We start from the raw sequence: 21,046 nt of genomic DNA, 5'->3' as shown, positions 1-21,046 counted from the left end.
CTTTCTCACATGCGCTGGATATTGACCCTTTTCACCTTTTGCTTGCCGGTCCCGGTCTTGGCTCATCCCCATGTGTTCATCGACACGGGGCTGGAGTTCATCGTCGATGACGCAGGCAATCTGACACATGTGCGGGTAACCTGGGCTTATGATGAGCTGTATTCGCTTTTCGAGCTTGAGGACAGAAAACTTGATCAAGATGGCGACGGTATTCTGAGCGAGAGCGAACAGGCCTTTCTGGCCGGGTTCGACGCGCAGTGGATCGAAGGGTATAACGGCGATCTGGTGGTGCGTGCAGATGGCCAGATCATCCCTCTGTCGGGTCCGATGGAACCTACGGCCACCACTGATAACGGCCGCATTGTCTCGACCCACCTGAGGGCGGTTGAGGGAGAACCGGTCGCAGCGGCGGCTTTGTCAGCCAAGGCGTTCGATGAAATCTACTACACAGCATATGAGGTTACGCGCCCGGTAACAGTGTCCAGTAAGCTGACGTGCCAGATAGAGCGGACGGATCCCGATATTGACGGCCAGCTCGCCCAGATGCGGGCGTTCCTGCTGACCCTTGATGCCAATTATGATCTTGAGGAGAACGACATCCCGCTGGTTGGTGAAAGCTTTGCGACCGAGATCCGCGTTTCATGTCCAAGTACCTGATTATCCCTGTCCTCCTGTCGTTTGGCCTGCTGCTGTGGTTCTGGGGCAGCGGAGGATTTGACAGCCTTGCTGCCTGGGCCGCTGGCGAACAGCGCGAGTTCCAGAACCAGATCGCCCGATCCCTGCGCGCCGCCCGCGCGGAACAACCCGAAGCTGTCGCGACCCTTTTAACTGTTTGTTTCGCTTACGGATTTTTCCACGCCGTAGGCCCGGGTCACGGCAAAGTCTTGATCGGAGGGTACGGGCTGGGGCGCAAGGTGGCCTTTTGGCGTTTGTCCGCGATCAGCGTGCTGTCCAGTTTGGGGCAGGCCGTCACTGCAGTGGTTCTGGTGTATGCCGGGGTTCTGGTGTTCCAGATGTCGCGGGACAGTTTGGTTGGCACAACCGAGCAGGTCATGGCGCCCGTAAGCTATGGCGCCATCGCTGCAATTGGCCTTTGGCTGGTGTTCCGGGCGTTACGCAGTTTCGCCAGGCGGTACCGGGCGGATCGGACACAGGTGCATCATCACCATCATCATCATGACGGCCACGATCATCATCACGGTCATGACCACGAGGTTTGTTCGGATTGCGGGCATCGGCACGGTCCGACGGCGGAAGAAGTTGCGCAGATCGGGAATTGGAAAGAGGCTGCCCTGCTGATTGTGGGCATCGCTGCGCGTCCCTGCACCGGGGCGCTATTTGTGTTGATCCTGACGTGGCAAATGGGCATCGCGATGGTTGGAATCGCCGGTGCTTTTGCAATGGCACTGGGCACGGCGACAGTGACAACACTGGTCGGTTGGACCTCATTTGGTTTGCGCGGCGGGTTGCTGGCCTCGGCCTCGGCCACCCGCTTTGCGCAGGTTCTGGCGCCGACGATCGAACTCGTCGCGGGTCTGGTGATCGCCGTTATTGCCAGCGGGCTGCTGCTGCGCGCGATTTAATCGAAAACCGGCTGAGGATATCCAACCCGCGCCAGATACAGACCTTGCGGCGGACAAACTGGCCCGCAGGCGGCGCGGTTCTGGGCCGCAAGCGCGTCTTGCACATCCTCAGGTGTCCAAGCGCCTGCGCCGACCCTTTCTAAAGTGCCAACAAAGCTGCGCACCTGATTGTGCAGAAAAGAGCGGGCGCGAACGTGGAAATGCACCTCTGGGCCCGAGAACCCGTCGGTTTGTTCCACCCGCAATTCATCCAGTGTTTTGACCGGGCTGGCCGCCTGACAGATCGAGGACCGGAAGGTGGTAAAATCATGCCGCCCAATCAGCGTATCCGCACCGTCCTGCATCGCCTGCACGTCCAAGCGATGATTGATCTGCCAAACCTGCCCAGCATCATGTGTGGCTGGCGCACGACGCATCAGGATACGGAACAGGTACTGCCGTTCGACCGCCGAAAACCGGGCGTGCCAGTCGTCATCGACCTGCGCCGCCTGCACAATCGCCACAGGGTGGGGTTTAAGGTGATAATTCAATGCTTCGGATAGACGGAACGGATCCCAGTCCTTGATCAGATCACAATGGGCGACCTGTCCCAGTGCGTGAACGCCTGCATCGGTGCGGCCGGCAGCTGCGATGGTATGCGCGCCGGGTTGGATGCGCGACAGGGCCTCTTCGATCGCCCCTTGCACGGATGGCTGATCCTTTTGCCGCTGCCATCCGGCAAACGGCTCTCCTTGGTATTCGACTTTCAACGCGTATCTTGGCATGGGCCGCTGGTAGCGCGACGCGCCGCCACGGGCAAGAGCGGGAAAGCGCTGGCATGTCAGGCGGTGGCTACCTATCTTGAGCGAAACAATAAAAGCGGGGCGACGGTTTGGTCATCTCTTCCCTGGCAGACAGTGTGGTGCGCGGCGTCGAGTCCGTGGGCGATACCGTGTCAGAAGCCTTTTTTGAACCAGTGATCCGGCTGGGCGTGACCGGTTTGGCGCGGTCCGGCAAAACGGTATTCATCACGTCACTGGTGGCAAACCTGCTGGACCGTGGGCGAATGCCCGGATTGGTGGCGCAGCAAGAGGGGCGGATCAATGCGGTTTACCTGCAGCCGCAACCCGACGACACCGTGCCTCGGTTCGATTATGAAAACCACCTTGCGGCGTTGACCGGGCCTCAGCCACACTGGCCAGACAGTACCCGCGCCGTGTCCGAGTTGCGCTTGTCCTTCAAAGCACGTCCATCCGGGCTTTTGTCGGGTTTGCAGGGACCACGCACTGTGCATCTGGATATTGTCGACTATCCGGGTGAATGGCTGCTGGATCTGGCTTTGTTGGACAAAACCTATGAGGCTTGGTCGGCAGAGACGCTCGAACGCATTACCGCGCGTCCACAGGCTGCCACGTTTCTCACTCAGGCCAATGCTGCCGATCCGGCGGACACGCATGACGAACCCACCGCTCAGGCGCTTGCGAAAGCGTTTGCAGAGTATCTGAACGCGGCCCGTGATGCGGGGTTCTATGATTGCACACCGGGGCGTTTTTTGTTGCCCGGTGACCTGGCTGGTTCGCCGGTGTTGACATTCGCGCCGCTGCCGGTTGATCGACCTACGCCCCGGCGCAGCCTGCACCGCGAAATGGCCAGAAGGTTCGAGGCATATAAGTCGCAGGTCGTTAAGCCGTTCTTTCGGGATCACTTCGCGCGGATCGACCGGCAGGTCGTTCTGGTGGATGCGCTGGGCGCGATTCATAAGGGTCCGCAAGCGGTCGAAGATATGCGCCGCGCGATGGCAGATATCCTGTCCGCATTCCGTCCCGGCCGAAACGCTTGGCTAAGCCGATTGCTGCTTGGAAAACGGGTCGAGCGCATTCTGTTTGCCGCCACCAAGGCCGACCACTTGCACCACCAACAACATCAACGTCTGACCCATATCATGGAGGCGCTAATTCGTGACGCCCGCGACAGGGCCAGCTTTGCCGGGGCGGACACGACGGCCTTATCGATGGCCTCATTGCGCGCGACAACCGAGGAAATGCGTTTGCATGATGGGGTAGAATTGCCCTGCGTTCGAGGAACGTTGATGGATGGCAAGCAGGCGGCGTTTTACCCGGGCGAATTGCCGGATGACCCTTTGAAACTGTTGGGGGCGGCGCGCAATGGGGCCGAAGGTTGGCTTGACGCCGAATACGGGTTCATGTCCTTCGCCCCTGCCAAACTGACCCTGCGCCCCGGAGATGGGCCGCCCCATATTCGGCTGGATCGCGCAGCGCAGTTTCTGATCGGAGATCGCCTGTGATCGCAACTCTGCGCCCGGCTCGCAGCACCGATGCCGGTGCGACCGGAGAGATTCTGCACGGTTTCGCGCGCGAGAACGACTGGATGCCAGAGCTGCACACTCAGGCCGAGACCATCGCGTTCTGTGGCCGTATGATAGATCAGGATTGGGTCACAGTGGCTGAACTGGACGCCCGCGTGGTGGGTTTTCTGGCTTTGAACGGGACAGAAATTCATTCCTTGTACCTGATGGCCTCTGCCCGACGGCAAGGCATCGGACGACACCTGCTGGACCATGCCAAATCCCGGCGCACACAGCTTTCGCTGTTCGCGTTTCAAGCCAATCTGCCCGCGCGGCGGTTCTACGAACATAACGGGTTTGTCGAAGTTGCGCGTAGCGATGGGGCCGATAACGATGAAAACCTGCCGGACATTAGATATGTCTGGATACGAGAGGGGGCAGAAAATGGCTAAAGGTCCCGTGCTGATCGACCTCGAAGCGGACGAGCCCACCGTGGACGTGGCGAAGGCGCCTCCGGTGCCTGAGATCGGGCAACCTCAAGGGCAGGCGATGCAGGGTGTGGTCCGGCTTGCGGCTCGCAGGCCCTCGCGGCTGGCGCGTTGGTTCTGGGGGCTGGCCTTAGCTGCTGTTGGCGCAGTTGTGTCCATCGCGGCGTGGGACTTTGTGAACGGGCTTTTGCTGCGTGCGCCGGTTTTGGGTTGGGTCGTGACGGGGCTTTTTGCAGCGTTGGTGTTGGTCGCCCTGATCATCGCGCTGCGTGAATTGGCGGCAATCGCACGTTTGTCTCGTGTTGACGGGATAAGGCAAGCGGCGGACACTGCGCTGGCCGAGGATGATCTGGCACAGGCACGCGCGGTTACGACCAAGCTTATTGCTTTTTACAAGGGTCGGGATGAAACCAAATGGGGTCGTGACAAGCTGACCGAACGTATGGGGGAACAGTTCGACGCCTCGGGGCTGCTGACCTTGGCCGAAGATGAATTGCTTGTCCCATTGGACGCCGCCGCCAGCCGCGAGGTCGAAGCGGCCGCTCGTCAGGTGGCCACTGTTACGGCCCTGGTGCCTTTGGCGTTGGCAGATGTCGCCACCGCTTTGGCTGCGTCGCTTCGGATGATCCGGCGCGTTGCTGAAATCTATGGCGGTCGCGCCGGGTTTCTGGGGAGTTGGCGGCTGACCCGTGCGGTTTTTGTTCATCTGGTCGCAACCGGAGCAGTCGCGGTTGGCGATGACCTGCTGGAGCCCGTTTTGGGCGGCTCGGTTCTTAGCAAACTGTCCAGAAGATTCGGCGAAGGTCTGGTCAATGGGGCCCTCAGTGCCCGTGTCGGTGTGGCCGCAATGGAGGTTTGTCGACCTTTGCCCTTCTCTGACCGTCACAAACCCTCGACAAGGGGAATGATCAAGCGGGCCTTGGCGGGTTTGTTTTCCAAAACTTGACCTGCCGCAAGGTGCTGACGTCCACTGGATGGCATACCAGACCCGGAGCCAGCCATGACCGAGCACGGACACAGCCAACAGGAAATAGCCGAACGTATCAACGCGCCACCTGGCCGCGGCGTGCTGCGCGATGTCGTTTATGGGGGCATCGACGGATCAGTGACCACCTTTGCGATCGTGGCTGGGGTTGCTGGGGCTGGCCTTTCTCCGTTCATTATCGTGGCGTTGGGGCTGGCCAATGTTTTGGCAGATGGCTTCTCGATGGCGGCGGGCAATTACTCTGGCACAAAAGCTGAATTGGACAACATTCGCCGCATCCGCGCGATCGAGGAACGGCATATCCACCTGTACCCCGACGGCGAGCGAGAGGAAGTGCGCGAGATTTTGGCGCAGAAAGGTCTGTCGGGGCGGGTGCTGGACGAGGCGACCGACGCAATCACTGCAAACCACGACAACTGGATCGATCTGATGATCGAAGGGGAATACGGGCTGGGCAGTGTCGACCCTCATCCTCTCAAGGCTGCGATGGCGACCTTTTGGGCATTCCTGATCGCGGGGATGGTGCCGCTGTTGCCCTTCCTCGCTGGGGTGGATCAGGCTTTTACTATTTCCGCCTGGATGACAATGGCCGTGTTTTTTGCCATCGGTGCGCTCAAAAGCAGGTGGTCGCTGGCACCTTGGTGGCGATCCGGGGGCGAGACGTTGTTGATCGGTGGTGCTGCTGCCTTGATCGCGTATCTAGTCGGGTCGCTGTTTCATCCTTGACGGGCTAGATTGATCCAGCTTGGCGCAGGTGGTTGTTGAAGGTAACAAACATAAACTCGGGCCTTTCATTGCCTGTCCAGCAACTACGTTAATTGCGGGTTTCCGGCGATTGCGGTGGTGCAGATCATCTTCGGGCAGTTAATCCCGCGCCTCACGTCTGGCTGCATTTAGCCGTGAGTTATACCTGCGAACTGGCGGATTTTCTGACTGTTGCCCAACGGGCGTCTCGGGTAGCCTGACGGTGAACCCAACCGGAGAGCCCATTGGAATCCTTGCTTGTTCTTGTTGGATTGATCGTGCTGGCCATCCCGGTAGGCATCGTTTTTCTGATTGTAAGTCACACCCGCCTGCGCCGTCGGGTTGAGCAGTTAGAGCAGGATCTTCGCGCGCTGGGTGGGGATGTTTCCAAAACCAGCGATGCACCACCCCGACCCGAACCGCGCAAGCCGACCGAAAAACCGGACAAAGCTCTGAAACCCGCCCCGTGGTCCAAGGCGCAGACACCCCAACCCGCTGCCGAGCAGACACCGCCTGCCGCCGTAGTGTTTCGTGAGGACCGGTTTACCGCGCTTTCGACCTGGTTGCGAGAGAACTGGTTTTATGTGGTGTCCGCCCTTTCACTGGCGTTGGCAGGGATATTCTTGGTTCAATACGGTGTCGAAAATGGGATGTTGCCTCCGTCCGCCCGTGTGATTGCCGCGTTGAGTTTCGGTGTGGTGTTGATCGTGGCCGGAGAAGTGATCCGCCGCAGGTTTGGAGATGATGAAGCCTCGGCCACCGCATATTTGCCCTCGGTTTTCTCGGGCGCCGGTCTGGTTACCCTGTTCGGAGGTATTCTGGCTGCTAGGCAGCTCTACGACTTGATCGGCCCCGAAAGCGCGTTGATTGCAATGGTCGTTGTTGCCCTGTTGGGATTGATCCTTGGCTGGTTCCACGGCCCCTTGCTGGCTGCTGTCGGTCTGATCGGGGCCTTTGCAGCCCCCTTTCTTGTTGGCGGCACGTCCAAGGATCCGGGCTGGCTATATGCCTATTTCTTTGTGATCGCCGTTTTGGGATTGGGGATCGACACAGTGCGCCGCTGGGCGTGGATATCCGTCCTGACTCTGTTTGGTGCCTATGCCGCTTGCCTGCTGCTGGTGCTGTCCTCACCGCTGACAGAACCGTATTACCTGATCTGCGTCACAGCGTTGGCCGTGATTTCCATTGCCATACCAATTCGGCGTGTCTGGCCCGATCATGAGGGCGCGATGATCAGCCAGATCATCAGTCGCAAAACGGGCGATGCATGGCCCGAATTTCCCACGCGGGTTGCCTTTGGCGCGGTCGCCGTTAGTTCCGCGATTCTTTCGGTGCATTGGGCTGATAGCCCGGCGGAGTTCTGGCTGGGCGTTACCTTGCTGGCGGGGCTGGCGCTTGGATTGATGCTGTGGGGTAGGCGGGCGGAGGCATTGCAGGATGCGACGAAATTGCCAGCGCTGGGCCTTGTCTGGTTCGTTCTGATGCATGGCTGGGATAACGGCATCGTTCTGCGCCACTTCGCTGAGACCTATGCCGCAACCGCCGAAGCGGACTACCCCTGGGTGGTCACAGTCTTGATTATTGTGGGTGGGGTGATTTCCGTCACTGCGGCCTGGCGCTCGATGCATGCGCACAAATATGCGGCCGGGTGGGCTGGCGCAGCTGCGGTCTTTGCGCCTGCGTTGGCCATCGCTCTTGAGGTCGGCTGGCACCCTGCGACTGTGATCGGAGCCTACCCGTGGGCACTGCATTGTATCGCATTGAGTGCGTTGATGGTAGTCTTTGCCGAGCGTTTTTCGCGCGTTGACGGAGATCAACGGATGCGCGCGTCGCTGGCGACGCTCTCGGCTTTATCCTGTTTGACCTTTGCCTGCGTCATTGTCCTGAGTTCTGCGGCGCTGACCATTGCTCTGGTCGCGATGGTAGTCGTGGCCGCCGCGCTGGATCGCAAATTCAACCTGCCGCCGATGAGCTGGTTCATCTGGGCTGGTGTCTTCACGGTCACGGTGCGGCTGGTGTTGAACCCGGGGCTTGACTGGGCCGGTTCCGCCGCGATCCTTGAAATGACGTTGGTCTACGCAGTCGCAACCCTTGGTTTCCTGTCGGGTTGGTTGCTGATCCGCTCACTGAATCGGCCTGTTGCAACTCTATTGCTAGAGAGCGCCACCTGGGCCACCGGGGGTATATTGCTGTCTTTGCTGCTGGAACGCTGGTTGCAGAGTTTTGGCGAGGGCAACGCCACTAATAGCCACTGGGGGCTGGGCTTACTGGCGATAATCTGGTTGCTTCTGGCCTTTGCGCAGGTTCAGCGGTTCGAACTGGGCGGAAAGCTGAACTATGCTCGCTATTTGCTTGCGGCGTTTTTTGCTGGGCATGGTCTTTTCCGATTGGTTCAGGCGTTGGTTGATGCGAACCCGTTGCTTAACAAGGTTGCGTCACCGGTTCTGGGTCTGCCGTTATTGAACACGCTTGCGGTCGCTTACTTGTTGCCTGCACTGGCAATTGGGCTCTCGGTCTGGAGGATTCATGCGACTCCGCTGTGGCTGAAGCGCGCCAGTTGGGGCTTGAGCGGTGGATTGACGGCTGTCTGGTTAGGGCTGATGATCCGTCATGTTTGGCAGGGCGCGGCCGGCATGTATGAGGGCAACGGCGTGACCCAGCCCGAGCTTTACACTTACACCATTGCTCTTCTGGTAATCGGGGCGGTGGTTTTCTACCAGTCGCTGGCGCGCCGATCCGACCTGATGCGCAAAGCCGGGCTGGCGGTGATTGGGCTGGCGGTGGCCAAGGTGTTCCTGATCGATATCGCCGGGCTTGGCGGACTGATCCGGGTGTTCTCGTTGCTGGCTTTAGGGTTGGCTTTGGCGGGTCTGGCGTGGCTTAACCGCTGGGCGCAGTTGCGCCATTCGCCGCATGCGCTGGAACCTCTGGACCATTGAGGGCGGGCGTCCTATAAGCGCGGCCATGTATGACCGGATGGCCATCATTATTCGAATTATATCCCCGGCGCTCTGACATCCTGAGACGCCGGGCAAAGGTGTTTGAGACCTCGCACCGACCGCTTCGATCCACACGACCAGATCATCCAAAGGACGCCCCCAATGTGCGCCGAAACACCTGATTACAAAGACACGCTGAACCTGCCCAAAACCGATTTCCCCATGCGCGCTGGCCTGCCCAAGCGCGAACCCGCATGGCTGGAGCGTTGGGAAACCATCGGCGTCTATGACCGCCTGCGCGAGAAGGAAGGCCGCACGCCCTTTACTTTGCACGATGGCCCTCCCTACGCGAACGGCCACCTGCATATCGGACACGCGCTGAATAAAACCATCAAGGACATGATCGTGCGGAGCCATCAGATGATGGGCCACGACGCGCGTTATGTTCCCGGCTGGGACTGCCACGGCTTGCCGATCGAATGGAAGATCGAAGAGCAATACCGCAAGAAGGGCAAGAACAAGGACGAGGTGAACGTCGTCGATTTCCGTCAGGAATGCCGCAAGTTCGCCGAGGGCTGGATCGATATCCAGCGCGACGAGTTCAAGCGCCTTGGCATCACAGGCAACTGGGCCGATCCCTATATCACCATGGACTACCACGCCGAGGCCGTGATCGCCGATGAGTTCATGAAGTTCCTGATGAACGGCACGCTCTATCAGGGATCGAAACCCGTGATGTGGTCGCCGGTGGAAAAGACCGCTCTGGCAGAGGCCGAGGTCGAGTATCACGACAAGGAAAGCTTCACCATCTGGGTGAAGTTCAAGGTCGTGAATGCGGGTGATCTGGATGATGCGTTTGTGGTGATCTGGACGACGACTCCGTGGACCATGCCATCGAACAAGGCGGTCGTGTACGGCAAGGATATCTCGTATGGCCTCTACGAAGTCATCGGAGCGCCCGAGGAATGCTGGGCCGCTGTGGGTGACAAGTTCCTGCTGGCCGATAATCTGGCTGCTGATGTGCTAGGCCGTGCCCGTTTGAACGACGACCAGTGGACCCGTGTCCGCGACGTGACCGCGGATGAGCTGGCAGGTGTGCAACTGACCCACCCGCTGGCCGGGGCCGAGGGCGGCAATGGCGAATGGGACGACATCCGCGACTTCCGCGCCGCTGAGTTTGTGACCGATACTGAAGGTACGGGGTTCGTCCACTGCGCGCCGTCCCACGGTATGGAAGAATTTGAGCTGTACCGCGATCTGGGCATGCTCGAGCAGGTCATCACCTATAACGTGATGGACGACGGCTCGTTCCGTGCCGATCTGCCTTTCTTTGGCGGCAAATACATTCTGTCCCGCAAAGGTGGCGAAGGTGATGCAAACAAAGCCGTCATCGACAAGCTGGTCGAGGTCGGCGGGCTGTTGGCGCGCGGCAAGATCAAGCACAGCTATCCCCATTCGTGGCGCTCGAAGGCTCCGATCATCTATCGCAACACGCCGCAGTGGTTTGCATCCGTGGACCGCAAGCTGGACGATGGCATGGGAGAGATGGGCGACACCATCCGTGAACGCGCCCTGCGCTCGATTGATGAACTGGTGAAATGGACCCCGCAGACGGGTCGTAACCGCCTGTATTCGATGATCGAAGCGCGCCCGGACTGGGTTCTGTCCCGCCAGCGCGCCTGGGGTGTTCCTCTGACCTGTTTCACCAAGAAGGGCGCCTTGCCCACCAACGCGGACTACCTACTGCGCAACGCCGATCTGAACGCGCGGATCAAGGCTGCGTTCGAAGAAAACGGCGCGGATATCTGGTACACCGACGGGTTCAAGGAGCAGATCCTGGACGGTATCGCCAACCCGGATGAATATGATCAGGTGTTCGACGTGCTGGATGTGTGGTTCGATAGTGGCTCGACCCACGCCTTTGTTCTGCGCGACCGCGAGGACGGGACCGAGGATGGAATCGCCGACGTTTATATGGAAGGTACCGACCAGCATCGTGGGTGGTTCCATTCGTCCATGCTGCAGGCTTGTGGCACCAAGGGCCGTGCGCCGTATCGCAACGTCGTGACTCATGGCTTTACGCTGGATGCCAAGGGCAACAAGATGTCCAAATCGCTGGGCAATACCATCGTGCCGGAAGAGGTCATCAAGCAATACGGTGCCGATATCCTGCGTCTTTGGGTGGCTCAGACCGACTATACCGCCGACCAGCGGATCGGGCCTGAGATCCTGAAAGGCACTGCCGACAGTTATCGCCGTTTGCGCAACACGATGCGGTTCATGCTGGGATCGCTGGCGGATTTCACTGAAGCCGACCGGGTTGAACCGCAAGACATGCCGCGTCTGGAGCGCTGGGTGCTGAGCCGTCTGGCCGATCTGGATGTACAGGTGCGCAAAGGCTATGCCGCCTTCGATTTCCAGGGTGTGTTCAGCGCCGTGTTCACCTTTGCCACGGTCGATTTGTCCTCGTTCTATTTCGACGTGCGCAAGGATGCGCTCTATTGCGATGGCGACAACCTGCGCCGCCGCGCCGCGCGAACTGTGCTGGACATCCTGTTCCACCGCCTGACCACATGGCTGGCCCCGGTTCTGGTCTTCACCATGGAAGAGGTCTGGCTGGAGCGGTTCCCGGGCGATGACAGTTCGGTCCATCTTGTGGATTTCCCGGACACGCCCGCCGATTGGCGACATGCCGAGCTTGAGGCCGCCATGGCCAAGGTGCGCCGCGTGCGCCGCGCCGTGACCGCTGCGCTGGAAATCCAGCGTCAGGACAAAGTGATCGGGTCCAGCCTTGAGGCTGCTCCGATTGTGTATGTCGAGGATCAGGAAACCCGCGATCTGCTGGCCACGTTTGATGTAGACGACATGTGCATCACCTCAGGCCTGACAGTCAGTGGTGATCCTGCTCCGGCAGAGGCTTTCCGTGTGCCAGAGATCGAGGGCGTTGCGGTGGTGTTCGAAAAGGCTGAAGGCGAGAAATGTCAGCGGTGCTGGAAGATCTTGCCGGATGTGGGTCTTCACGCCCATGCGGGTGTCTGCGGGCGCTGTGACGAGGCGTTGGCTTAGCGTCTCTGGCTTTGGAGTTTTGCGAGGCTCTGCCTCGCGCTCCGAGGTATTTATGGCCAGATGAAGGGGCGGATCGCTCTGATTGGGGTTGCGGGTGTGGCGAAACATCTGCAACCCTTTTTCTATGCCGATGATTGCCGTTGATACTAAGTTTGGCCGCCTTGGGGTTGAGGAAACCGATGGGGCGCTGACGCGTCTGGTTTGGGACGGGGTGGATGACGGGCCGGTCACGCCTTTGTTGCGTGAGGCTGCGGCGCAATTGCGGGCCTATGACCGGGGGCAGTTGGACCGGTTTGATCTGCCATACCACATCGCCGGATCGAAGTTTCAGCGGCAGGTTTGCGACCTGATGTTTGCCATTCCGCTGGGTGAAACGCGGACCTATGGCGAGATCGCCAAAGAGCTGGGCCAGCCGCCGCAACTCGTAGGACAAGCCTGCGGAGCCAATCCAATTCCCGTTATCATCCCGTGCCATCGGGTGTTGGCGGCAAACGGGCTGGGCGGGTTCTCGGGCGAGGGCGGTGTGGAGACCAAGGTAGCCTTACTGCGACACGAACGGGCGGCGGGTTTGCTGATCTGAGGAGCGGATTTCTGTTGCAATCCCGTTGCTTGAAGCTCAATTTATCTCATATTGAGAACTCAAGGGATCAAAGATCATGACAGCTCATACAGACCCTGCCGCTCGTAAGAAGGCCATTATTGACCGCCTGATGTCGTTGGAAGAACAGGAACTGGCAACCGCTCAGGCCCATTACGATGCGTTCATGAAAGAGTCGCAGCTGGATGATCGCGAAGGACATGACAAGGACGACATTGCGGCCTCTCGGGAAAGTGCGGATCTGGCGGCGGCGTTTGATGCGCCGGTTCAGGCGCATCACGCCAAGATCGACGTGATCGAGAACACCGATTTCAGTGTGACTGATACGGTCAAGCCCGGAGCCGTGGTCAAGTTCAACAATCGGCGCTTTGTCGTCTGTGTATCGACCACGCGGTTCGAGGTTGAGGGCAAGACCTATATGGGCATCTCAACCCAAAGCCCGATTTATCTAACGATGACGGGGCTGCAAGAAGGCGACGTTTTCACCCATAATGGCACCGAGTTCGAGGTGCAGGAGGTTCTTTAACTCTTGCGCTGGGGGATCACCTGCTGGGCGATCCCTGCAAACACCAGGTAGAGGCTGGTGATCACGAGCCCCCAGTGTGCCCAGCTTTCGGGGTGGAAATCGACCCAGGCGGCCCAGCCTGCGAAGAAGGTCCAGGCAAGCGCCATTGGGAGGGTCAAATTGCGCCAGCGCTCGGTGCGGACGGGGTGGACGAATTTCAGCGGCAGGAACATCGCCAGCGACAGCAGCGAGACCAGCAGCAGGATCACCCAGAAATTCGGCTCGAGCGCGAAGATCACGATGACGAACATATTCCAGCAGCCGGGAAAGCCGGAGAACGAGTTATCCTTGGTCTTCATCCGCGTATCCGCGAAATACATGGCGCTGGCAAAGGTGATGACGATGATGGCGAACCAGCCGGTCCAACCGTCCATCAGTCCGGATTTAAACAGGGCGAAGGCAGGGATGAAAACATATGTCAGGTAATCGATGATCAGATCTAGCAGAACACCATCGAATTCAGGCGCATTGTGCTTGACGTGGTAATGCCGCGCCAAAGGGCCGTCGATTCCATCCACGATGAAAGACACAACCAGCCACAGATACATCAGGCTCCACTTTTCCTCGACGGCGGCCAGCATGGCGAGCATGGCAAAAACTGCACCGGTTGCAGTGAAAAGATGAACGGATAGAGCTTTGAATCTGAGTGTCATTCGCGTGTCATGTACGAAGCGTGCCCAAGATGCAAAGCAAAAAGCCGGGACATGCGAAAATGCATTGCGTCATGCCTTGGGATGGGTGCGGTCGTACACCTCCATCAGGCGGGTTGTGTCGACGGCGGTATAGGCCTGTGTGGTTGAAAGTGAGGCATGACCCAGCAATTCTTGTATCGCGCGCAGGTCCCCTCCAGCGGATAAAAGGTGGGTTGCAAAGCTGTGCCGCATGGCGTGCGGGGTCGCCGTGGCCGGTAGCCCAAGTTGCTGACGGGCTTTTGCCATAACCGCCTGAATGGCGCGAGGGTTCAGCGCCCCACCCCGCACACCGCGAAACAGAGGTTTGTCTTTGGCCAGCGGATGCGGACACAGGATCGCGTAACGATCGACGGCCGCCCGTGCGGCAGGCAAGACCGGCACGATCCGTTCTTTGTTGCCTTTGCCGACGATTCGCAGCGATTGGGGTAGAGGAGCGTCGGCACCAGTCAGGGAAAGGGCTTCGGAAATCCGTAGGCCGCAGCCATAAAGCAAGGTGACTACGGCCGCATCGCGAGCCGAAATCCAATCGCTGGTCGATTGCAGCTCGACTGTTTCTATCAAGGCGCGGGCGGCGTCTTCGGCCACGGGGCGGGGTAGCTTTTGGGTGAATTTGGGGGCACGCGTTGACAAAACGGCTGTCGGCTCGAACCCTTCCCGTTCCGCCAGCCAGCGATAAAAGGTTTTGACTGCAGATAGCTTGCGCGCCAAGGACCTTGCGCCGACGCCGGAGCTGCGCTGATCGGCCATCCAGGCGCGCATGTCGGATACTGTAATTCGCGCCAAAGCGGCCAGCCCCTGGCGTTCGCTGTGGTGCAGAGTCATGAACGACAAGAATTCGGCCACGTCGCTGCGATAGGCGGCCTGCGTATTTTCCGCGCGCCCGGACAGGGCTACAAGTCCCTCAAGCCAATGCTGCAACGCGTCGCGGCAGGCCGGAGAGATCAGGCTCATGACAGCCAGTTGCGCATGGAACGTTCGAACACGCCGGCGAAAAAGGTCAGCAGATCTGTTCCCAGTTGCGGAGTGAAATGGTTGGGGTCCTTCGCGCTCATGATAATCATGCCCGGCAGGCGACCCTCGCCAAGATCCAGTCTCATGCACGCCTCAGACCGCAGGTGGTCGGCTTGCTCGCCGAATATGCGGTGGGTGGGATGAATGACTTCACGCAACACGACCTCACGTGCGGGGCCGCTGCGGTCGAATGTCAGGTAGTTGTCGACAAAACCGGGTTCGACAATGGCCAGTGCACCGCCCAGTTTCTCGATAGCCGGGTCTTGCTGCAGAGCAGTAGTTTCCAGCACCAGAGTGATGCGATCAACGCGCAATATCTCGGCCACATCCGTACCGAGCGTGCGCAGGAAGTCTTCGAACCCTGTGGGCTCCAGCAGGCGCAAGATTGCGCGGTGGACCTGATTGGTGCCTGCAAGGTTTTCGTAAGCGGCGGCGATCACCGAACGGTGCGTGTCTTCAAGCCGATCCAGTCGTGCTTCGAGACGTTGCATGGCGATGCCACGTAGGTCGATGATGTTGTCTCCGCGCGCCCGTTCGTTGGCGGCGACAAGCGCCTGCATCAGGTCCTTGTCGTCGAGAACTGCGTCAGGCTCGGCCAGAATCGCCTCGCGGAGAGTGTCCTTGAGTTTGGTATTGCTGCTCATGTCCCGTCCGGTCTTTTTTATGTTTTGCCGCCTTATAGCACGGCTGGACCGATTTGCCTTGGGAAAAGTGAGCTTGCGGAAGGATTTCCCGTCTTTTACGCAACGGGGGCTCCTCCCGCCTGCAAGAACCTGATCTGCGATCAGGGCTGGCAGTTGGGCCGGGCGCGGTGCCTTGCGGCACCGCGCGGCAGTGTCAAGGATCAGAGGATTTTCTGACCGGTTTTGGCCCAGTCGGCCAGGAAGGTTTCAAGCCCCTTGTCGGTCAGCGGGTGATCGGCCAGTTTCTTGATTACGGCAGGCGGAGCGGTGATCACGTCGGCGCCGATGCGGGCGCTGTCTGTTACGTGGTTCACGGTGCGGATGGATGCGGCTAGAATTTCGGTCTCGAACCCGTAATTGTCATAAATCTGACGGATATCGGCGATCAGGTCCATGCCGTCGAGGTTGATATCGTCCAGACGTCCGATAAAGGGCGAGATGAAGGTCGCACCTGCCTTGGCGGCGAGCAGCGCCTGATTGGCCGAAAAGCAGAGCGTCACGTTGACCATCTGGCCTTCGTCAGACAGGGTTTTACAGGTTTTCAGCCCTGCCCATGTCAGCGGAACTTTCACGGCGATGTTAGGCGCGATCTGGGCCAGCTTGCGGCCTTCGGCGATCATGTCGTCGGCTTCGGTGGCGACGACTTCGGCGGATACGGGGCCGTCGACCAGATCACATATTTCTTTGGTGACTTCCAGAATGTCACGACCTGATTTCAGGATCAGTGAGGGGTTGGTGGTCACACCGTCCACCATGCCCAGATCGTTCAGTTCGGCGATGGCGTCGATCTCGGCTGTGTCTACGAAGAATTTCATGAGGGCAGTCCTTTGATGGGTTGGCCTTGGTCGCGGATGGCTTTACCCCAATAACACCGATGCTGAAACCCCCGACCCGAGGAGATGCGGTGAGCGCGCAGGAGTATTTCGACCAGGGTGAGCTGGTGGCTGTGCTGACCACACAGCCCTTGGACCGGACGCTGGACTATAAAGCGCCCGAGGGCGGGTGTTTTATGGGCGCGTTTGTCGAGGTGCCGCTGGGCCCGCGCAAGGTACTGGGTGTGGTTTGGGGGCCGGGGCAGGGCGGTTTTGATCTGGCCAAGGCGCGATCCGTGATCCGTGTGCTTGAGGTCGCGCCGATGCGCGAAGAGATGCGTCTGTTTCTGGGCAAGGTGGCTGATTACACGCTGACACCGATGCCTGCGATGCTGCGGCTGGCAACCCGCGCGCCGGGGCTGGGCGATCCGCCGTCGATGCGGAAAATCTATCGTTTGGGTGGTGCAGAGCCCGACCGCATGACCGATGCGCGGACCCGTGTGCTTGAGGTGCTGCGCGACTATGGCGGGTTGGCGTTCACGTTGAAGGAACTGGCCGAGCAGGCGGGGGTGACGTCCTCGGTCGTCAAGGGCTTGGTTAAGCAAGGCGCGGTGCGCGAAGAAGACAGCCCGCGTGATTTGCCCTATCCCCGGCTGGATCCGGACTTGCCGGGCAAGACGCTGACCGGGGATCAGGCCGACGCTGTCGCGCGATTGAAGGCCGGGCAACGGTCCGGCGACTATGGCACGACACTGCTGAAGGGCGTCACCGGCTCGGGCAAGACCGAGGTTTACCTAGAGGCCGTCGCCGAAGCCCTGCGCATGGGGCGGCAGGCGCTGGTTCTGTTGCCCGAGATCGCCCTGACCGCCGAATTCCTGACGCGGGTCGAGGCGCGGTTTGGTGCGCGGCCTGCTGAATGGCACTCGGGTGCTACCATGACCGAACGCCGCCGGGTCTGGCGCATGGTCGGGCAGGGGGAAGCGCAACTGGTGGTCGGTGCGCGTTCGGCGCTGTTTCTTCCGTTTCGCGATCTGGGGCTGGTGGTGGTCGATGAGGAACACGACACCTCTTATAAACAGGAAGACGGGGTGCACTACAGCGCGCGGGATATGGCGGTGCTGCGGGCCTCGATCTGCGGGGGACGCGTGATTCTGGCCAGCGCGACGCCATCGCTGGAAAGCTGGGCCAATGCCGAGGCCGGAAAATATGAGCGGCTGGACCTGACCTCGCGCTTTGGGGCGGCAGTGCTGCCGGAGATGAAGCCCATCGACATGCGGACCGAGCAGATGCAGCCGGGGACGTGGATTTCGCCGTCGCTGCGGCAGGCAGTGCGGCAACGGATCGAACGCAGGGAACAATCACTGCTTTTCATCAACCGCCGTGGCTATGCGCCGGTGACGCTTTGCCGGGCGTGCGGTGAACAGATCGCCTGTGATCATTGCGACGCGCGGATGGTTGAGCACCGGTTCCTGAAACGCCTGATGTGCCACCAATGCGGTGAGACCAAGCCGATGCCCGACACCTGCCCGTCCTGCGGGGTCGAAGGCAAGCTGGCCCCGGTCGGCCCCGGGATCGAACGGCTGGCCGAAGAGGCGGAGGCGACCTTCCCCGAGGCCAAGATCGCAATGCTGAGTTCCGATCTGTTCGGCTCGGCCCGCGCTTTGAAGGCCAAGATCGAAGAAATTGCCGAGGGCGACGCGGATATTGTCATCGGTACGCAGCTGGTGGCCAAGGGGCACAACTTTCCAAAGCTGACTTTGGTAGGAGTGATTGATGCCGACCTGTCGCTGCACGGGGCCGACCTACGGGCAGCGGAGCGCACATTCCAGCTTATGCGGCAGGTTGCAGGCCGGGCGGGACGGGCGGATAAGCCGGGGCAAGCGCTGTTGCAGACGTTTCAGCCTGAACACCAGGTGATCCGCGCCATTCTGTCAGGCGATGAAGAAGGGTTCTGGAAGGCCGAGGCCGCCGGGCGTCAGGCCGCTGGCGTCCCGCCCTATGGGCGCATGGCCGGGATCGTGTTGTCCGGGCCCGAGGTCGGGCCGGTTTTCGACATCGGTAACGCGATGGCGCGCAACGATGCGCCGCTGCGCGCGATTGATGCACAGGTCTTTGGTCCTGCGCCCGCGCCGATTGCGCGGATACGCGGGCGACATCGTGTGCGCCTGCTGGTCAAAGCCCCCAAGGGAGCGCCCATTCAGGACGCCATCGCCCGCTGGATCGCACCCTTGCGTCTGAAGGGCGACATTCGCCTAACTGTCGATATCGACCCACAGAGTTTTTACTGACCTCTGCACCTGTGCAGGTCGCTTGTGCGTCTGCCCCCTCGCCAAACTGTAAAAATGAGCGTAGAGCGGTGTCATGCTGAAACCCATGCCGCTCTCTGACGCGCAGAGCCTTCCGTTCTGGCGCCGTCCCATAACGCTCTTGTTCATGATGGCGTTGATGATGCCCATTGCGTTCAACGCATGGAGCGCGCTGCTGAACAATTTCGTCATCGAAGTGGCGAATTTCGACGGAGCGGATATTGGTCTGCTGCACACCGTTCGCGAAATTCCGGGCTTTCTGGCTGTTGGTGTGATTGCGGTTATCATCTTTATCCGTGAACAAGTGCTGGCGATGATCTCGCTGATGATGCTGGGCGTTGCGACTGCGATCACGGCGTGGTTCCCCAGCCTTGGCGGGCTGCTGTTTGTGACCTTGCTCAGCTCGATCGGGTTTCACTATTACGAGACGGTAAACCAGTCGCTGCAGCTGCAATGGTTGCCCAAGGATCGCGCACCGCAGGTGTTGGGCTGGCTGGTGGCCATGGGTTCAGCGGCGACAGCAGTGGTTTACGGGTTGATCGTGCTGACATGGGACCGGTTCGATCTGTCCTATAACCTCGTCTTCATGGCAGCGGGCGGCGTGACGGCCTTGTTGGCGCTGTTCTGCCTGCTGGCTTACCCGCAATTCGATGCGCCAACGCCGCAGACCAAGAAACTGATCCTGCGCAAACGCTATTGGCTGTATTACGCGCTGCAATTCATGGCCGGTGCCCGGCGGCAGATCTTTGTCGTCTTCGCAGGCTTCATGATGGTCGAGAAATTTGGGTTCGAGGTGCATGAGCTGACCAGCCTGTATCTGATCAATCTGGTGATCAACATGGCCGCCGCTCCGATTCTGGGCAAAGCCGTGTCCGTGTTCGGCGAGCGCCGCACGCTGATCTTTGAATATGCCGGTCTGGCCATCGTGTTCGCGGCCTATGGCGGCATCTATTGGTTTGGCTGGGGCGTGGTGCTGGCCGCGATCCTTTACGTGATCGACCACGTGCTGTTCGCGCTGGCATTGGCGCTGAAAACCTATTTCCAGAAAATCGCCGACCCTGCCGATATCGCACCAACCGCAGCCGTGGCGTTCACGATCAACCACATTGCCGCTGTATTCTTGCCTGCGTTGCTGGGTTTGCTGTGGGTGGTCTCGCCCGGCGCGGTGTTTACGCTGGCGGCAGCGATGGCGATGATCTCGCTGGCCTTGTCGTTGCTGATCCCGCGCCATCCCGAGCCGGGCAATGAAACCATCCTGTCAAAATACGCCCCGGCTCCTGCCGAATAAGCCAGCGCTTGACCTTGCCTGCCCGGCGGCCTAGGCGCAGGGGAAACCCAAACAGGAGGCCCCCATGCCCACATTCACTGCGCTGACCACTCTGATGGGCAAGAAAGCCGCCGAAGGCTTGGGCGAAGCAATGGAGCGTCTGGAGCCGGAACCCACCGGCGTTGGTGTGTTCGAGGTCGAGGATGGCTCGGGCCTGTGGGAAGTTGGTGGCTATTTCACCGAAACCCCGGATGAAACCGCGCTGGCCGTTCTGGCCGCCGCATTCGAGGCCAAGCCCTTTGTCGTCTCGGAACTGCCCGAAACCGATTGGGTCGCTCATGTGCGACGCGAACTCGCCCCGGTCGAGGCCGGGCGGTTCTTTGTCTATGGCAGCCACGACGCGGACAAACTGCCCGAAGGCCGCATTCCCCTGCTGATCGAGGCCGCGATGGCTTTTGGCACCGGACACCACGGGACGACGCTGGGGTGCCTCAAGGCGCTGGATCATCTGCTGAATGAGGGGTTCGAGGCGACGAAGGTGGCCGATATCGGCTGCGGCACCGCTGTTCTGGCCATGGCCGCAGCGCGGGTATGGCGGGGTGATATCATCGCCAGCGATATTGACCAGGTGGCCGTCGTTGTGGCCGAGGCGAACTTGAAAGCCAATGGCATGGCCGGACAGGTGGAATGCGTCGAGGCGGCAGGGTTCGACCATCCCGACCTGAAAGCGCATGCGCCCTACGATCTGATTTTTGCCAACATCCTGAAAGGCCCTCTAGTTGCGTTGGCACCCGAGATCGGGGCGAATCTGAACACTGGCGGATATGCGATTCTATCTGGAATCCTGAACGAACAGGCCGATGATGTAGTCTCGGTTTATTCTCAAAACGAGTTCAATCTCACTCAAAGATCCCAGATTGGCGAGTGGACGACGCTAATCTTAAGCAAACAGGGCTAAATTCGGGCCATTTACAGGAGTTTTGTAGATTTCTGCCACTTTTTTGGCGCAATCTCTTTTTACCG

Annotated in this window: 18 protein-coding genes; 13 read left to right on the top strand and 5 right to left on the bottom strand. The window is 59.9% G+C overall.

Features of this window, described 5'->3' with window-relative positions; translation table 11 throughout:
- Nucleotides 1-57 precede the first annotated feature (57 nt).
- Entirely contained in the window at nucleotides 58-657 is a 600-nt protein-coding gene (locus tag AC2TAD_RS04680; RefSeq protein WP_480866232.1) for a DUF1007 family protein, read from the top strand.
- Nucleotides 642-1,583: a nickel/cobalt transporter gene (locus tag AC2TAD_RS04675; RefSeq protein WP_480866231.1), complete on the top strand. Its 942-nt coding sequence runs from the start codon at nucleotides 642-644 to the stop codon at nucleotides 1,581-1,583. The genes AC2TAD_RS04680 and AC2TAD_RS04675 overlap by 16 nt, the downstream gene beginning before the upstream one ends.
- On the opposite strand, the gene truA is transcribed toward AC2TAD_RS04675, so the two are convergent.
- Complete coding sequence (gene truA, locus AC2TAD_RS04670) at nucleotides 1,580-2,347, bottom strand: tRNA pseudouridine(38-40) synthase TruA (protein ID WP_170354893.1); 768 nt, start codon at nucleotides 2,345-2,347, stop codon at nucleotides 1,580-1,582. The two genes, AC2TAD_RS04675 and truA, sit on opposite strands and share 4 nt — an antisense overlap.
- 107 nt (nucleotides 2,348-2,454) lie before the next feature.
- Between truA and AC2TAD_RS04665 the strand changes: the two genes are divergently transcribed.
- From AC2TAD_RS04665 to AC2TAD_RS04630, 8 genes are all read left to right on the top strand, one after another.
- A complete protein-coding gene (locus tag AC2TAD_RS04665; protein ID WP_480866229.1) occupies nucleotides 2,455-3,867 on the top strand; it encodes a YcjX family GTP-binding protein in 1,413 nt (470 codons plus the stop codon).
- A complete protein-coding gene (locus AC2TAD_RS04660) occupies nucleotides 3,864-4,319 on the top strand; it encodes an N-acetyltransferase family protein (protein ID WP_480866227.1) in 456 nt (151 codons plus the stop codon). The genes AC2TAD_RS04665 and AC2TAD_RS04660 overlap by 4 nt, the downstream gene beginning before the upstream one ends.
- Complete coding sequence (locus tag AC2TAD_RS04655) at nucleotides 4,312-5,301, top strand: YcjF family protein (protein ID WP_480866226.1); 990 nt, start codon at nucleotides 4,312-4,314, stop codon at nucleotides 5,299-5,301. The genes AC2TAD_RS04660 and AC2TAD_RS04655 overlap by 8 nt, the downstream gene beginning before the upstream one ends.
- 54 nt (nucleotides 5,302-5,355) lie before the next feature.
- The gene (locus AC2TAD_RS04650; RefSeq protein ID WP_353390645.1) at nucleotides 5,356-6,066 is read left to right on the top strand and encodes a VIT1/CCC1 transporter family protein; all 711 of its coding nucleotides are present in this window, start codon (nucleotides 5,356-5,358) and stop codon (nucleotides 6,064-6,066) included.
- 263 nt (nucleotides 6,067-6,329) lie between these two features.
- Nucleotides 6,330-9,023, top strand: coding sequence for a DUF2339 domain-containing protein (locus AC2TAD_RS04645; RefSeq protein ID WP_480866224.1), 2,694 nt, complete (start codon nucleotides 6,330-6,332; stop codon nucleotides 9,021-9,023).
- 162 nt (nucleotides 9,024-9,185) lie between these two features.
- The gene (ileS, locus tag AC2TAD_RS04640) at nucleotides 9,186-12,089 is read left to right on the top strand and encodes an isoleucine--tRNA ligase (protein WP_480866222.1); all 2,904 of its coding nucleotides are present in this window, start codon (nucleotides 9,186-9,188) and stop codon (nucleotides 12,087-12,089) included.
- Nucleotides 12,090-12,213: 124 nt separating this feature from the next.
- A complete protein-coding gene (locus AC2TAD_RS04635; protein WP_480866221.1) occupies nucleotides 12,214-12,669 on the top strand; it encodes a methylated-DNA--[protein]-cysteine S-methyltransferase in 456 nt (151 codons plus the stop codon).
- A 76-nt stretch (nucleotides 12,670-12,745) separates the two neighbouring features.
- Nucleotides 12,746-13,213 carry a hypothetical protein gene (locus AC2TAD_RS04630; protein WP_170354901.1) on the top strand — a complete coding sequence of 156 codons (468 nt, stop codon included), beginning with the start codon at nucleotides 12,746-12,748 and terminating at the stop codon, nucleotides 13,211-13,213.
- Here the strand turns inward: AC2TAD_RS04630 and AC2TAD_RS04625 are convergent.
- From AC2TAD_RS04625 to fsa, 4 genes are all read right to left on the bottom strand, one after another.
- On the bottom strand, nucleotides 13,210-13,905 hold the full coding sequence (locus tag AC2TAD_RS04625) for a CDP-alcohol phosphatidyltransferase family protein (RefSeq protein WP_170354902.1): 696 nt from the start codon (nucleotides 13,903-13,905) through the stop codon (nucleotides 13,210-13,212). The genes AC2TAD_RS04630 and AC2TAD_RS04625 overlap by 4 nt on opposite strands.
- Before the next feature lie 69 nt (nucleotides 13,906-13,974).
- Nucleotides 13,975-14,895 (bottom strand): tyrosine recombinase XerC, encoded by a 921-nt coding sequence (locus tag AC2TAD_RS04620; protein WP_480866219.1) that lies wholly within the window; start codon nucleotides 14,893-14,895, stop codon nucleotides 13,975-13,977.
- Nucleotides 14,892-15,599 carry a DUF484 family protein gene (locus AC2TAD_RS04615; RefSeq protein WP_480866218.1) on the bottom strand — a complete coding sequence of 236 codons (708 nt, stop codon included), beginning with the start codon at nucleotides 15,597-15,599 and terminating at the stop codon, nucleotides 14,892-14,894. The genes AC2TAD_RS04620 and AC2TAD_RS04615 overlap by 4 nt, the downstream gene beginning before the upstream one ends.
- A 200-nt stretch (nucleotides 15,600-15,799) precedes the next feature.
- Nucleotides 15,800-16,453, bottom strand: a complete 654-nt coding sequence (gene fsa / locus AC2TAD_RS04610; protein ID WP_170354905.1) for a fructose-6-phosphate aldolase — start codon at nucleotides 16,451-16,453, stop codon at nucleotides 15,800-15,802.
- Between the two features lie 59 nt (nucleotides 16,454-16,512).
- On the opposite strand from fsa, the gene AC2TAD_RS04605 reads away from it, so the two are divergent.
- The 3 genes from AC2TAD_RS04605 (at nucleotide 16,513) to AC2TAD_RS04595 (ending at nucleotide 20,981) form a co-directional block, all read left to right on the top strand.
- Complete coding sequence (locus AC2TAD_RS04605; protein WP_480866216.1) at nucleotides 16,513-18,738, top strand: primosomal protein N'; 2,226 nt, start codon at nucleotides 16,513-16,515, stop codon at nucleotides 18,736-18,738.
- Between the two features lie 73 nt (nucleotides 18,739-18,811).
- A complete protein-coding gene (locus AC2TAD_RS04600) occupies nucleotides 18,812-20,044 on the top strand; it encodes an MFS transporter (protein WP_480866214.1) in 1,233 nt (410 codons plus the stop codon).
- A 64-nt stretch (nucleotides 20,045-20,108) separates the two neighbouring features.
- Nucleotides 20,109-20,981 carry a 50S ribosomal protein L11 methyltransferase gene (locus tag AC2TAD_RS04595; RefSeq protein ID WP_480866212.1) on the top strand — a complete coding sequence of 291 codons (873 nt, stop codon included), beginning with the start codon at nucleotides 20,109-20,111 and terminating at the stop codon, nucleotides 20,979-20,981.
- Nucleotides 20,982-21,046 lie beyond the last annotated feature (65 nt).

The organism is Ruegeria sp. HKCCD7628 (genome assembly GCF_057221005.1).
The sequence above is the reverse complement of the archived record's forward strand: the minus strand, read 5'-3'. Positions and strand labels throughout refer to the sequence as shown.

Bases quoted from the DNA above. Each gene is read 5' to 3' on its own strand.
- AC2TAD_RS04630 (WP_170354901.1), top strand. From the start codon at position 12,746: ATGACAGCTCATACAGACCCTGCCGCTCGTAAGAAGGCCATTATTGAC.
- AC2TAD_RS04595 (WP_480866212.1), top strand. From the start codon at position 20,109: ATGCCCACATTCACTGCGCTGACCACTCTGATGGGCAAGAAAGCCGCC.
- AC2TAD_RS04620 (WP_480866219.1), bottom strand. From the start codon at position 14,895: ATGAGCCTGATCTCTCCGGCCTGCCGCGACGCGTTGCAGCATTGGCTT.
- AC2TAD_RS04625 (WP_170354902.1), bottom strand. From the start codon at position 13,905: ATGACACTCAGATTCAAAGCTCTATCCGTTCATCTTTTCACTGCAACC.
- AC2TAD_RS04655 (WP_480866226.1), top strand. From the start codon at position 4,312: ATGGCTAAAGGTCCCGTGCTGATCGACCTCGAAGCGGACGAGCCCACC.
- ileS (WP_480866222.1), top strand. From the start codon at position 9,186: ATGTGCGCCGAAACACCTGATTACAAAGACACGCTGAACCTGCCCAAA.
- fsa (WP_170354905.1), bottom strand. From the start codon at position 16,453: ATGAAATTCTTCGTAGACACAGCCGAGATCGACGCCATCGCCGAACTG.
- AC2TAD_RS04675 (WP_480866231.1), top strand. From the start codon at position 642: ATGTCCAAGTACCTGATTATCCCTGTCCTCCTGTCGTTTGGCCTGCTG.
- AC2TAD_RS04650 (WP_353390645.1), top strand. From the start codon at position 5,356: ATGACCGAGCACGGACACAGCCAACAGGAAATAGCCGAACGTATCAAC.
- AC2TAD_RS04605 (WP_480866216.1), top strand. From the start codon at position 16,513: ATGCTGAAACCCCCGACCCGAGGAGATGCGGTGAGCGCGCAGGAGTAT.
- AC2TAD_RS04635 (WP_480866221.1), top strand. From the start codon at position 12,214: ATGCCGATGATTGCCGTTGATACTAAGTTTGGCCGCCTTGGGGTTGAG.
- AC2TAD_RS04600 (WP_480866214.1), top strand. From the start codon at position 18,812: ATGCTGAAACCCATGCCGCTCTCTGACGCGCAGAGCCTTCCGTTCTGG.
- truA (WP_170354893.1), bottom strand. From the start codon at position 2,347: ATGCCAAGATACGCGTTGAAAGTCGAATACCAAGGAGAGCCGTTTGCC.
- AC2TAD_RS04615 (WP_480866218.1), bottom strand. From the start codon at position 15,599: ATGAGCAGCAATACCAAACTCAAGGACACTCTCCGCGAGGCGATTCTG.